The following is a 12964-nucleotide window of genomic DNA, read 5'->3' on the forward strand; positions in this document are numbered from 1 at the left end:
CAGAGACTAAAAGGCCTGAGCCCCGTGCAATACAGGACTCAGGCCATGGCCGCCGGTTAAGAGAACTAACCGTCCAACGATTGGGGGTCAGTTCAAGGACCGGGCGCCGTCGATAGCGTCATTGGTTCCAGCCGGCTCAGCCGGCGCCATACCCCTGCGGATTGGCCGCCTGCCAGCGTCAGGTGTCACGCATGTCGATCACCTGCCTTGCCGAGAAGGCCTACGTGGTAGACTGAACCTGTTCCATTTGCAAATGAACCTGATCGAACTAAACAAGGCAGAGCGCTTAGGCCTGCCACCTGGCCCCCTACTCGATTGGATCACCTTCTTCAAACACGGGCAGGAGGAACTGACCATGGCCAAGGTTGCCCACGAACCTGTCCAGCAATCCAGGAACCGTATTCGGCAGCTCAGTGCTGTTAATGGCCAAGTAAAGTGATCCAGACCGGCCACCGAGCCGTCCTTCATCGATAGGAGCGCACGCTCTAGCGCTCCGGTTTAGAGCCGACGACCTCGGCCAGCGACTGAGCATCCAACAGGTTCTCGGCCAGGCTCAAAAACCTATTTCCATACCTTCCCTAATAGGAGCTGGAAAAGGAAAAACATCACCGCACCGATCAGCGCGAACAGCGCCTGCAGCACTGGATCCGCCTTGATGTAGGCCCACAGATTCAGCTGCATAGGGTAAGGGTCGACACCGGCACGACTGACCTCCAGCTTACTCCCACAGGCCAGACAGGACACATCGAAGCCTGATCGCCCCTTGGCATAGGCAGAGAATACGCAGGCTGCACTAGCCGGGAGGCCTTGAGCATCCAATACACGCACCTCATCCCCCAACTTCAAGTCAAGTTTCATCACCGGGAAACGATGATGGGAGAGAACCCCTCTGCCCAACGCCACCACCTGGCCCTCTCGCAACACCGGTGGCATATGCGTGGCGTCACTCTGATAGAACACACTGCCGATGGTGCCGGCTCCCTTCAAGGCCCCGTTGAAAGGGTGTTTCTCCACATCCATCTTCAACTCGAGCGTGCCAGGTGAAGAAGGCTCGTCACATCTGCACAATAAGTTCTCCAGCCTCGCGAGCGGTATGTCGCGCTTCTCACCCCAGGGCCCAGGATCTGTCACTACCACTTCCATGTTTTCGCCCGCATAGCGCATCACGCTCAGTCTCGGGAGCACCAGGAGCCGCGCCCGGCAGGAAACTGCCACGCGCGCGACCGGGTCACGATGGTGGAAAAGGCAGTAACGGCAAGGATGGCGGCCCCGGAGAGAGTGCCAAACCTCAGTCCACGATGCACGGCAAGGACGGGGACGATGGTGATCCCGGCCACGCCGGCGGCAAGGTTCGCATTGCCTGTGCCGAGCTTGGCCAGGCAGACGGTCTGACGATCCGAGCCGACGGCGGGCACGGCGGGGATGGCCAGCCCGGGCAAGATGGCGGGAATGGAGGGCGGGGAGGACCAGGCTTTAGCAGCAAGGGCTACTTCTTCGAAGCCTTCGGCTTGGTCAAAGCCAGCAAGGGGGGGCCGGGTGGCAAGGGTGGCGACGGCGGCAAGGGCGGCGAAGCGAGTGATGGCGGTGCCCCTGGTGTCGTGGTATTGACCGTCTCCCACTGCGATGGTCAGGGCAGGCCTCAACTCTCCTGCCAGGCCGGAAAGCCCGGTACGCCCGGTGACGGCGGCGACTACGGCCACCGCGGGGATGGCGGACCGGGGGGAGAGTACAACACGCGAATCGCCAAGCAAGGGCCCAAGGGCCCCATGTATCAAGCCGGCACCGCGCGTATGGATGACGGCGCGCCGGGCCACGCTGGCAGTCACGGAAAGACTCCAGACTCCAAGCAGAAGCAGCCAGATGGCAAACCCAATCTGCGCCTCGAGGTTCCCCTCGAGGTCCAGATCACCGCGATCTCGCGTGCCTTCACCGATCCGGAGGCATTCGAGCATGTCGAAATGCTGTACCGTTCAGCCCGCCTCTCTTACCTCAAATCTGATATCGCCGCGAATCCAGCCAGTGGTCAGCAAGCCTACCAGCAATTCCACTGGTTGAGCATGCTGCTGGAAACCCTTCTCCAACAGGATAACGGCACGGTGAAGTTACGCGCCCAGGCACTGTTGACGGTGGCCCAGGCAGCACTCTTGAACCTTCGTGGACGTCGCAACCTGTTCGGCCATGCCAGCAGTTGGGTGCCCCTTGGGAGTTACCATTCGTATCGCCACTCCTTCGATCAGCTGCTGGACCACATGGAACAGCTCGAAGAAAGGTCCAGCGACCTGATGCAAGAATCTGTTTCTCTCGAAGAGGCACAGGCACATCGTGTCGCGCTCAAGTCCCAGGCTGAAGCAACACTGCATCAAATCGACGAGGCGATCGTCAAAACCGGCAGAGACATCGATCACCTCGTGCCGACCATTGATCACCTCAATAAGCGTACCACAGCGCTGTCTCGAGCATTTCGCGATGGGTGTGGAGAATTCGAGGAGGAAATCCGCTCAGCATTCGGCATGCGCTCGAGCGATGTGTTCACGGCACTCGGCACCTTATCCTTTATCTCGCATGAAGCCGGCTTCAATATGACGGCGATGCTGGCAAGCGAAACCGGCAAGCTAGGGGAATCGGCGATCGAAAATGTCGTCACGGACTCCGGTCAGCAAATGCGAAAGGATCTCGTAGTTCACCGCGTCGACCTGTTGTCCGATGATGTGAGAACATTGGATGAAGCCGTCAACAGCAGCACTAACGGCACGCTGAGCCTCGAAGATCCCCAAGGCCACCAGCTCATGGCGACTAGACAAAAAGTCAACGCCCTGCTCTCCGAGTTCAGGTCCAGCACCACCATTGCAGACTCCCTCAAGAAGATCATGGACGACTACGTCGAGATCGTCACCACGCGAAACGCTCGCGTTGGCGAATACAATCGCCTGATCGCCAATCTCGCCGAGCTAACGGGACAGAAAAAAGATCACGAACACCGGATTCGCTTGCTGGGTAATGAGATTCAGAAAAATGCCGCCCCCAACCTGACAGCGACACGCAACTTCATGTGCACACTCTACAACCACTCCAAGGAAGAATGCATCAAGGCCATGGATGTCCTGGACCGATCATTCCAGTATGCCAGACTGAATGCCGAGAATGTATTGTATGACACCCTGCAGCAAGGCGAGGCGAGCCAGATAGATGCGCTGACACTGCGCGATGCGCAAGCACGCTTCAGCGATATCTTCGACGATAACGTGTCAGTTCGCCAGTCTTTCCCTGATGCAGCGGCGAATCGACTGGCACGTGGTATTCTGGTGACGTTGACGCCGAGAGCCACCCGGAACTCTTCGAGTCCTTCCGCGAGAGACAGGATGACCCACCAGGCTCCAAGGAATCCGAGCATTACAAACATGTGCTGGAGCTTCCTGTACGACCCGCCGGCCGGTGGGCTGGCTTGGACAATACCTCCCTTGACTACTCACCCTTTGGTGGAAAGTCCGATGTACGACTACGTGCCATTCGTGCCTGGATGCCAGGCCTGCAGGTAAAGGCCGGGCCGGATGGCGAGGAAAAGCACCGGATCACCATCACGCATGGTGGCACGGAAACTATTGTATCACCTGAAGGAACTCCTTTTACCTTTACCCATGACGAGCTGACCATCAGCTTTACGTACTTTGGCAACCAGTACGATGCCAATCGACCGCAAGACTGCATTTACGAAGGCGGTCATATTATCCCAGAGTGGAAGCTGTCCGAGGAAAGCAAGCACGATCCATTGCCACTGCTTGGTCCATTTACTGTCTGGCGTATTTCAGTGGAAAGCCGAAAAAACCCGGGACTCGACATCTCAGGTATTGACGAAATTACACTGGAATTCTTGGGGGAGCATAATGAATTCCCCTGATGGCAAAAACATCCAATAATAGTGGAACCACCCGGTTATCCTCCGGACGAGTTATTGTCAGGACTCCCGTCCCTATGATGCCGAGGCACTGGCGTTCTACCAGAGGGCAACCGGCAGGACCGTCACGCAACGTCAGGTCCAACAGGCACTCGAAGGACTCCATATACGAACGCCGCCCATGGTCATGGCCTCCCATTTCCATATGACCCGCAGTGTGTCGTGCCAGCCCGCCACATCGCCGAAAACCTGTTGCGTCATGACGCGTTAAACGATTTGCGACACCCTCTTCAGGGAGAGGAGGATTGTCAAGAACATGACTGCTGCCTGCCCGAGTGGGCGATGCTTTACGCGCTGTTTGGCAACCCAGGCGTTCCCGCCCCAAATGATGAGCAAAAAACTGTTCAATACCTCCCTCTATTCGCCCTTTTGCGCAATTTATTTCTCTAAAATCTTCTCTCCTCTATAATATGAGCAGCTTTTTGCACATGAGTGACCACGATGCAGCTAACGATCCAGATCCACCTGGGTGGCGAATGGCAGGATGCGGCGCGTCTGGAACTGCCGGATCCCGAGCGGGGTACACAGGGCCCGGCCAGGCTCGGCTATCTGCAGGACTACGCCCTGGAGTGGATGTTCCGAGACGACGAGCACGCCTGTAGCCTGACTATGCGGCTCTGGTGGGGCGCATCCTCTCGGATATCGAACGCGATGCCGGCAGTTTCTCCACGGCCAGCATGAACCGGGTCTTTCGTCCGCTGGGGCTGAAGGTCGGCCTGGTATCGCGCCAGGCCGACCTGCTGGCTCGGCTGGGGAAAGAGACCGAAGGTGGCACGTGACGACTTTTCCCCACTCAGCACGAGCGACGCCGGTTCAAGGACCGGGCGCCGTCGATATCACCAAGGGTCAAGGTGGTTCTGGCTGGCTCACCTCGGCGACTCGGTAACGCGTGCTGCGGCCTCCACCCGGGAGTTTCACCAGGCAGCCCTTTTCCACCAGGGATGCCAGGTGACGCGTGGCCGTGGCCTTACTCACCTTGGCTACCCTCTGATACTGGGCGGCGCTGATCCCCTGCTCGAAGCCCTTCTCCCCGCCATCCAACAAGCGGTTAAGCACCTTGACCTGCTCGGGGAGCAAACCCAATTGATTGAATCGTTGCCAGAACTTGGCCTTGGCCAAGGTGCGATCGATCCGCGCCAACGCACTCCCGAGCGTCGCGTCCAGCGTGTCCAGGAACCAGCACAGCCATTGCGTGAGGTCCGGGGTCCCGCGCTGACTCGCCTCCAGGCAACGGTAGTAGGCCTCGCGACGCTCGAGGATCGCCGCGGACATGGCATACAGCCGGATCCCTTGGCGGTCGGCCTGGGCCAGAGCACGATCGGCAATGGCACGCGCGATGCGCCCGTTGCCATCCTCGAAGGGATGGAGCGTGACAAACCAGAAGTGCGCGAGGCCGGCACGCAGCAGCGGATCCAGGGTCGGGTCATGCCGACTGGCCTCGAACCATTCCAGGAACTCGGTGACCTCAGCCTCCAGCCCTTCGCGGGGCGGGGCCTCGAAATGCACCCTGGGCCGGTCGAGCCGTCCTGAGACAACCTGCATCGGCTCCTCTCCCCGCCATGCGCCGGGTCGCAGGTGGACCAGAGCGCTTTCGGCCTCCGGGAACAGCCAGCAGTGCCACTGGAAAAGCCGCTCGACACTCAGCCGAGAGTCCGGTCGATCGGTCGCATCCAGCATCAGTTCGGCCAACCCTTCGGAGCGAGAGGACGGCGTGCCCTCCGGTGCTTCCAAGCCGAGTCGACGGGCCAGCGAGGAACGTACCGACGCGACATTGAGGCTCTCGCCCTCGATGGCCGACGACGTCACGATGTTCTGCAGCAGGGTATCCAGTGCTGCCCGGGCTTCGGCTTGCGGATCGCTGCCTGCCGGAGACGCGCCGGAACGTCCCAGAAGGACGCCCAGGTTGCGCCAGCAGCGCTGAAGCCGCGGCTGTACCTCTCCCTCTTGCCAGGTGAAATGAGGCCAGTCGGGATGTTGCCAGATCCAGGTTGGCGTGGTGTCGGGCATAGGGCCTCTCAGCGCAGGCGGATGAGCCGAATACACATCTTTATGGCTCACATAACGAGCCGAATAATCGCATTATTCGGCTCAACAGGCAACGCTGGAAAACTCCCCATGCTCTGTCGTCGGCCGTTGCTCCAGTGGGCACGTACAGACCGGACTCGCTTCTTGGCATCGATCGCCATGAGCGTGGCACATCTCCACTCACGCCACGCCATCGACTCGTGCCCTGGAAAGCCGATTGGCCAGCCGCTCCCCCCGGCCCTGCCGGCGCATCACATCCAGAAAGGCCGCGGTGAAGGCGGCACACACCTCGTCGATCGCCACATCCATCTTCGACTCCGTTCATGCCCCATAATGGGTTCATCGCAATTTGGCGTGAAACACGGCTACGCCTTTAACCAACAAGCTGAACCCTAACGTGTGGGAGCGCTGTAAACAGCGCGATTGGCGCCACAGGCGCTCATCAGACATTGACATCCTCCCCTCCCTCGGCTGTCGCTGCCGCCTTCGGCGGAAAGGAAAGGGATTCTAAGCACTACCCAGCAGCATCCCCATCAACCTTGCTATCCACTAGTCACCACGGCGGCCAGATCGAGAGTGATTACCTCGCGGACTAGCCCTGAAACCACTGCCTTGGGGTGGCTCACAGGATCTACGCTATGAAGACCTTTCTATGTGCCACCGTGCTCCACCACCATGTCGTCCCAGCTACCGATCATCGACAGGCTAAAGGCCTACACCCGCCGGGCCGACTATCCTGCCCTGGCACGGCGTATCGCCCGTCTCTCTTCTCGGCGCCGGGCCAAGCCAGCACTGGCCCTGCAGATCGCCGAAGCCTATCTCTGCCAAGGGCAGATTCTCCTGGCTCGGTCGGCATTGGCGCATGCCAGCCTGCGCCGGGCACGTCCCGGGCTGCGGCTGCGCATCCGGCTGGAGCAGGCCTTCGCCGGCCTGCTGGCCGGCCAGCCGATCCCCGAATGCCTGGCCCACGCCGAGCACGCCTGGAACAACACTCAGTCTCACGCTCTGACGCGGCGCGAACGCTGCCTGACCGAGGTGCCATGGCGGCGCCTGCAGCTTGCGGCCGGCGCTCAGTTCGAGATCAGCCGTGAGCAGCGCGACCGGGCCGTGGCCAGCCTCGAACCGCTGGCCACTGGGCTGGAAGCACAAGCCTGCGTCGAAGAGGCCCTCAAGGTACGCCTGATGCTCGCCGAGCGACAGCCATGCACAGACCAGCAGTTGGCGGCCCTCAGTGAGCTTGTCGCCGATGCCGAGCGCGCCGACTTTCTCGAGTGGGCCGCTCACGCCGGCGTAAGCCGCGCCCGACTGATGCTCAAGCACGCGGCCAGCCTGACCGATATCGAGGCCGAACTGACCGCGGCCGAACGCCGTTATGCCCAGGCAAACCACCGTCAGGGCCCCGTGGAGATCGCCCGTCTGCGCGCCCAGCTTCAGGTCGAGCGCCACGGTGCCTCACTGGACGCGCTGATCGCCTGTCTGGCCGCCTTTCGGCAGGGAGACAACCTCAAGGGCGAACTCAGCCTGCTGCTGGACCTCGCCCAGCTGGCCCTTGAGCGAGGCGATATCGTCTCAGCCGAGAGCTATCGCCAGCAGGGTCAGCAGCTGGCTCACGCCAGCGGCATGCTGATGATGCGGGACAACACCCTGCACGCCCAGGCGGACCTGCTGCAACGCCGCAACCACTACCGTACCGCCATCGAGCTCTGCCATGCGGGCCTGGCCGAGACGCACTCGCACTTTATCGCCGCCTGCCTGGAACAGCTGCTCGGCACTTCCTACGGCTTTCTGAAGGCCACGGACAAGGCGATCGCACATTACCACCGTGCCCTGGTCGCTTTCGAGGTCATGGGCAACGAGCCCTCGGCCTCGAATGTGGCCCTGCTGCTGGCTGAACAGCTGGCCCGGCAGCAGGGCCACGACACGTCGGAAGCCATCGCCCTGCTGGTCACCTGGCAGCGGCGCGACCTGGCCCGCGGCGATATCGCCGCCCTGCTCGCCAAGCTCGAAGTACAGGGGCAGCTACTGCAGATCGAGCCCGGTATGCGCGGTATTGTCCACCACCTGCTGGATACCGCCGAACGCCTGGCCGGCCGGCTCCACGGCCCGGAAGGCGCGCGCCGGCTTGGTAACCTGCAACAGCAACGTGCGCTGCTGGCCCAGCGCGAGCATGACCCAGCCGGCTATCTCGCCGCCGTGCTGGACGCCGAAGGCATCTACCAGGCAGCGGGGTTGGCCTACGAAATGGCCAACTGCCGCTACCTGGCTGGCATTCATCACCTCGACCAACTTCACCATGACCCTGAGCGGCATGCCGACTCGGCCTGGGAAGCCCTGAACCAGGCCCTGGCGTACTATATCGACAGTGGCATGCGCCAACAGGCCGCCGATGCCCGCTACATGCTCGCCCTGCTGCTTTTCCATCTGATGGGCTATCTCGACGCCGAGCAATGCCAGATACGCAGCGATCAAGCCCTGGCCCTTCTCGCGGAAGGCGAGGCCGACCTGGATGCCATCCGCAGCGACTTCGCCGCCGGCCAGGCCCTGACATCACTACACGTCAAGCGCGAGCTGCGCCAGAAGAGCCAGCGTCTCTACGCACTCGCCATCCAGCTGGCGGCCGGCACCCAGCCCACGGCCGTGACCTGGCAGTGGGTCCAGAAGGCCAAGGCACGCGCGCTATGCGACATCCTGGGCAGCGGCGCACTGCTGCCGGCTCGCCTGCAATCGGCCCTGGCTGTGCATCCACAGGCCCAGGCCCTGGCGCGGCAGGAACACGACCTGGTGGCTCGGTTGCAGCAGGCCCCTCTGGAAGCACGCTTCGCCCTCAACGCCAAACTGGATAAACTGCGCCAGCGCATGGCCGCTCACCCGGTGCTGCACGACCTGCTGGCCCTGCGCAACGGCGAGATCCCTACCCTGGACACCTTGCCGACCCTGCTGGCGCCCACCGACGCCGCCGAACCGAGCACTCTGCTGGTCGACTGGGTTACGGTGGGCAAGCGGCTCTTTCTCATGACCCTGCGCCCCGGCGAATCCCCCACCCTGACGCCACTGCCCCTGTCGCTCGGCCAGGTGACAGCCTTCGTGCAGGACAACCTCGGCCCCCGGTACTTCCGCGATACGCTGTACCTGAACCCGCTGCTGCTCCACGAGCTCGACCCGTTGACAGCCCCCCTGACCCGGCTCGCCCATCCCGGCGAACGGCTGGTCCTCTCCCCCTCCGGGGCGCTGCATGGTGTGCCGCTGCATGCCCTGAGTCTGGACGACGAGGCCCTGATCGCCCGCCATCCGGTAGTCTACAGCCCCGGCCTGGGGGTACTGCGACACTGCCTACTGCGTGCCGGCGACACGCCTGGGTTCCAGCGGGTGGCCTTGTTCGGCGACCCGGAGGGCGATCTGCCCGTGGCGGCCCTGCTAGTCACCTCGCTCGGCAAGCGGCTTGGCGCAGCGCCGCGCTGGGGAAGCGAAGTCACGCGGAAGGCCTTTCGAGAGCAGATCCAGGGCTGCGACCTGATTCACTACCAAGGCCACGCGCGTTTCAATGCGACCGAGCCCCTCGAGTCGCATTTGAGCCTCGCCGATGGCCCCCTCAGCGCCCGGGAGATTTTCGCCCTGCCCGAGCTCGCCGCCCCGCTGGTCACCCTGGCCGCCTGCGAAAGTGCCGTCAGCGAGATCGCCACCGGCGACGAACCCCTGGGCCTGATCCCGGCCTTCCTGCAGGCCGGTGCTCGCGCCGTGCTGGCCACCCAGTGGCGAACCCACGCCGACAGCGGCGCTCGGCTTATCGAGCACTTTCACGACGCCCTGGACCCACCGGGCAGCCACCGAGACCTGTCGAAGGCGCTGCAACAGGCCATACTCGAGACAAGGACCACCCCCGGCTTCGAGACGCCTTACCATTGGGCCCCTTTCATCCTGTACGGAGGCTGGCGATGACTCCCATCACCCTGATCGATACCGCCCTGCAGCCCGACCCCTTGGCCGACCAGGAAATGGGAGCTCCACCGGCCCCGCCTCGATGGGACGGCACCCTGCCAGAAGCCATCACCGACCAGGAAATCCACGACTGCCGCATGCTGCTGGTGTTGGAGGACGTCACCCCGCTGCAGCTGAACGGCCGCCCCGGGGGCGCCGTGGCCCTGAGCTGCACCTTTCAGCCTGCCGGCAGGCTGCGCTTCGTACATGCGCGGTTGACGATCACCCTCGAGCAACCCGAGGGGATTCGCATCATCGACCTGAGCCCGCGCACGTCGCCCAAGGAAACGGTCAATGTCACCATCGACCACCGAGGTCGCCTGGGATTCGAGCTCATGGGCGCCAACGTCGGTGGCGAAGTCGGCCGGCAAACCGAGTTCCAGCAGTATCATTGCGAGGTACGCGGCTCCGGCGCGGGCGACCGGCCCGCCCGGTGGGACTTCGCCGAAAGCCCCCATCTGCCGAATGGCCTGGCCAACGACCACTCCCTATTTCTGACCCTGGCCAATACGGGCACGGTCCACGGACGTATCACCCTCAGCGGCGAAGTCGAGCGCCCAGGGTTAGCAGGCATGCACGATCAGCTGAGACGCTGGCTGCGGCTGGGGGCCACGCCGGAGGTACCCTACTGGCCACTGGAATTCGAGATTCCACACGCCCCGGCAACGGAAGGACTATCGAGATTCTTCAAATGGGTGTGAAGGGCCGAGGGTGACCCTCACCGCCGTCAGTTGTTGAGTCCTATGGTTCGCCAAAGACGTCAGCCAGCGATTGGGCATTGCGCAGATTCTCGGCCCAGCACTTCAGCTCATCGATGGGGGCCTGCTGCAGACGCTGCTGCGTGCCGGAATTAAACGTCGAAGTCATCCAGCTCATCTCTGGCCTCTTGACGCAGCAAGTGGGGAAACGCCCGTGCCACCGCCCGTGTCGTTGGCAAGTCCCTCAGCTCATGATGAAGCAGGCTGGCCACCAGCCTGGCCTGGGCTTTATCACGGTGTCGCTTGGTCGGCTCACGGTCGGCCCGCTGGCTGACATACCATTTGTGCAGCACAAACGCCCGGGGATCGGGCGTCGATAGCCGAAGCGGCATCCCCCGCTCATCGAAGACGACCGCCTCAAAGCGCGGCGATGCCACCAACCATTTCAGTGATTCGATGGTCACCGGGGTCAGATCCCCCTCCTCCAGCAGACGCTCGAAGTCGTTCATCTGCAGAGGATCGCCGCCACCCTGGGTGATGAAGTCGACGCGATAGCCGGCGTCATTGACCGCGCAGAACATGAACGTCGCGTCAGTGAACCGTTGGAAGGTCTTGTCGGTTCGACGAAGCAGGGAGAGCAATCCCTCGGGTTGCACCTGAGCCGCGATACGCATCCTCTGGCGGGCGTCCATCAGTACGTCCACATCGGAGGTGGCCAGGTGCTCAGGCTCGATCCGCACACCGGCCCGCGCCTCGTAGGCGTAAAGCGCATTGGTGCCGATAATGCGGAAGGGAACGCCCTGGCGCTGCATGGCACGAATCACGCGAGCGGCGATGAGGGGGAAGCGGTGCAAACCATTGGCCCGCACATAGGCCGCGTGGGTCTTCAGCTGCTGCTTCAGGGCGTCTTCCCGCGCCTTGTGTGCCGCCTTGCTTGCGTCAAACGACGCCTTGATGGATTCCGTCCTGGGTGAGCGCGGCCCCAGCGAGTGGTTCTTGCCGTGGGAATACCCGCGGTAGAGATAGTCGCGGCCGGCGATCCGCTTCCAGTGCATAGACCCAGCCACCTGGCGCGCTTCTCCCCGATGCGCCTCCAGCGCCTCGAAGAGCTGAATCGCATTGGTGGCGACCTTGGCTTGCTCCAGTCGAAGCCGAGTATAGCCCACGCTCTTCCCTCATCTCGATGTCCCTACTCGGCATCTTAACTAAAAATACTGCACGTATGGAGATATTTTAGTTAAGGCGCTGAGGGAAGGCCCGCTGGCATGAGTTCCTCGCCCCTTGTTCCTTGCACCTCGTTCCCTCCCCCTCACACCAGTCCCGCCTTGGCTCATTGCGGAATCGGCAATTGGCCGTCGGTCAGCAGCACGCCCTCGAAGTGCTGGCCCTGTCAACGCCGGAGCTATAAGTCCGTAAATCATCAACGAAGATTGTCCCCCCGACCCGCATGACCTTTCCTTGCTGGTGACCAAACTCGTAAGGATCGCGCCATGCTGAGCCGAGAGGACCATCTCATGATAAAGCAACTACCCAGCGAGGCGCTCACCTCGTGGACATCGCCCCTCAGCTCGGCTGCTGTGAACGCACCGTGCGGCGCCACTTGGCGCGCGAGGCGGCCCCGACGGGCCGTTCCGCCACGCCCCGGCCCACCGAAGCTCTCCCCGATGACAGCAAACTATACACTCAGCCCTACAGAGCGAAGGCGCCGACTGCCAGGCCCTCCCTCCTCGGCCCTTGCCCCTCGGCCCTTGTTGCATGTAACAAACGCAGCAGGCTGCTATATTGTTACAGGCAACATCAAAAGAGAGGTATCCGTCATGGTGGCTTCCAACGACGTGAATACGCGGGTGAAGAAACACCGTGCCGCCTTGCGAGCTGCCGGTCTGCGCCCTATCCAGATTTGGGTTCCGGACACCCGGCGTCCCGGCTTTGCCGAGGAGGTTCGCCGGCAGTGCGCCATCGTAGCGGCTGCCGATGCAAAGGATCGCGACTTGCAGGACTTCATGGACGCGGCACTGCTGGATCTTGATCTGGACGACGACAAGAGTGACGCATGAGGCGCGGGGATCTGGTAACCATTGCCCTGTCGGGCGACTTTGGTAAGCCACGCCCGGCCCTCATCATCCAATCAGACCAGTTTGCCGGAACAGCCAGCGTGACGGTGCTGCTGTTAACCAGCACCTTAGTCGATGCGCCCTTGATCCGTCTCGATGTGGAGCCTAGGTTTTGTCCGAAAAGTCTGCCCGGAGGCAACGGTCTATGCACGCCAGGCATACCATGGCCCTGAAGCTGCTGGCCAATTTGTCGTATCGCG

13 protein-coding genes are annotated in these 12964 nt (G+C 62.3%); 8 read left to right on the forward strand and 5 right to left on the reverse strand.

The features are described 5' to 3' along the window. On the forward strand, window positions 1–60 hold a 60-nt coding region (locus FHR94_RS20160; RefSeq protein ID WP_143748604.1), incomplete at its 5' end, for an IS3 family transposase. A gap of 501 nt (window positions 61–561) precedes the next feature. Here FHR94_RS20160 and FHR94_RS18975 read toward each other — a convergent pair. Next, window positions 562–1167 (reverse strand): hypothetical protein, encoded by a 606-nt coding sequence (locus FHR94_RS18975; RefSeq protein ID WP_183328263.1) that lies wholly within the window; start codon window positions 1165–1167, stop codon window positions 562–564. Window positions 1168–1298: 131 nt separating this feature from the next. Between FHR94_RS18975 and FHR94_RS18980 the strand changes: the two genes are divergently transcribed. From FHR94_RS18980 to FHR94_RS18990, 3 genes are all read left to right on the forward strand, one after another. After that, window positions 1299–3536, forward strand: coding sequence for a coiled-coil domain-containing protein (locus FHR94_RS18980; protein ID WP_183328265.1), 2238 nt, complete (start codon window positions 1299–1301; stop codon window positions 3534–3536). Next, window positions 3518–3895 (forward strand): hypothetical protein, encoded by a 378-nt coding sequence (locus FHR94_RS18985; RefSeq protein WP_183328267.1) that lies wholly within the window; start codon window positions 3518–3520, stop codon window positions 3893–3895. Before FHR94_RS18980 ends, FHR94_RS18985 begins: the two co-directional genes overlap by 19 nt. Window positions 3896–4572: 677 nt before the next feature. Further along, window positions 4573–4731, forward strand: coding sequence for a hypothetical protein (locus FHR94_RS18990; protein WP_183328269.1), 159 nt, complete (start codon window positions 4573–4575; stop codon window positions 4729–4731). 67 nt (window positions 4732–4798) lie between these two features. Here the strand turns inward: FHR94_RS18990 and FHR94_RS18995 are convergent, their stop codons facing one another. Both FHR94_RS18995 and FHR94_RS19925 read right to left on the reverse strand, forming a co-directional pair. Then, on the reverse strand, window positions 4799–5959 hold the full coding sequence (locus FHR94_RS18995; RefSeq protein WP_183328271.1) for a Fic family protein: 1161 nt from the start codon (window positions 5957–5959) through the stop codon (window positions 4799–4801). A gap of 198 nt (window positions 5960–6157) precedes the next feature. Continuing rightward, window positions 6158–6286 carry a hypothetical protein gene (locus FHR94_RS19925; protein WP_281376092.1) on the reverse strand — a complete coding sequence of 43 codons (129 nt, stop codon included), beginning with the start codon at window positions 6284–6286 and terminating at the stop codon, window positions 6158–6160. Window positions 6287–6652: 366 nt separating this feature from the next. Between FHR94_RS19925 and FHR94_RS19000 the strand changes: the two genes are divergently transcribed. Together FHR94_RS19000 and FHR94_RS19005 are read left to right on the forward strand one after the other, a co-directional pair. Then, the gene (locus tag FHR94_RS19000; RefSeq protein ID WP_183328273.1) at window positions 6653–9913 is read left to right on the forward strand and encodes a CHAT domain-containing protein; all 3261 of its coding nucleotides are present in this window, start codon (window positions 6653–6655) and stop codon (window positions 9911–9913) included. Beyond that, window positions 9910–10653: a hypothetical protein gene (locus FHR94_RS19005; protein ID WP_183328275.1), complete on the forward strand. Its 744-nt coding sequence runs from the start codon at window positions 9910–9912 to the stop codon at window positions 10651–10653. The genes FHR94_RS19000 and FHR94_RS19005 overlap by 4 nt, the downstream gene beginning before the upstream one ends. A gap of 40 nt (window positions 10654–10693) precedes the next feature. Here FHR94_RS19005 and FHR94_RS19930 read toward each other — a convergent pair whose 3' ends face one another. Both FHR94_RS19930 and FHR94_RS19010 read right to left on the reverse strand, forming a co-directional pair. Beyond that, on the reverse strand, window positions 10694–10828 hold the full coding sequence (locus FHR94_RS19930; RefSeq protein WP_281376093.1) for a hypothetical protein: 135 nt from the start codon (window positions 10826–10828) through the stop codon (window positions 10694–10696). Beyond that, entirely contained in the window at window positions 10803–11816 is a 1014-nt protein-coding gene (locus tag FHR94_RS19010) for a GSU2403 family nucleotidyltransferase fold protein (protein WP_183328277.1), read from the reverse strand. Before FHR94_RS19010 ends, FHR94_RS19930 begins: the two co-directional genes overlap by 26 nt. Before the next feature lie 651 nt (window positions 11817–12467). On the opposite strand from FHR94_RS19010, the gene FHR94_RS19020 reads away from it, so the two are divergent. Further along, the gene (locus tag FHR94_RS19020; protein ID WP_183328279.1) at window positions 12468–12707 is read left to right on the forward strand and encodes an antitoxin MazE family protein; all 240 of its coding nucleotides are present in this window, start codon (window positions 12468–12470) and stop codon (window positions 12705–12707) included. Further along, window positions 12704–12937, forward strand: coding sequence for a type II toxin-antitoxin system PemK/MazF family toxin (locus FHR94_RS19935; RefSeq protein WP_183328281.1), 234 nt, complete (start codon window positions 12704–12706; stop codon window positions 12935–12937). Before FHR94_RS19020 ends, FHR94_RS19935 begins: the two co-directional genes overlap by 4 nt. The last annotated feature ends 27 nt before the right edge of the window (window positions 12938–12964 follow it).

Origin of the sequence: Halomonas cerina (assembly GCF_014192215.1) — a bacterium.
GTDB classification, from domain to species: Bacteria; Pseudomonadota; Gammaproteobacteria; order Pseudomonadales; family Halomonadaceae; genus Halomonas; species Halomonas cerina.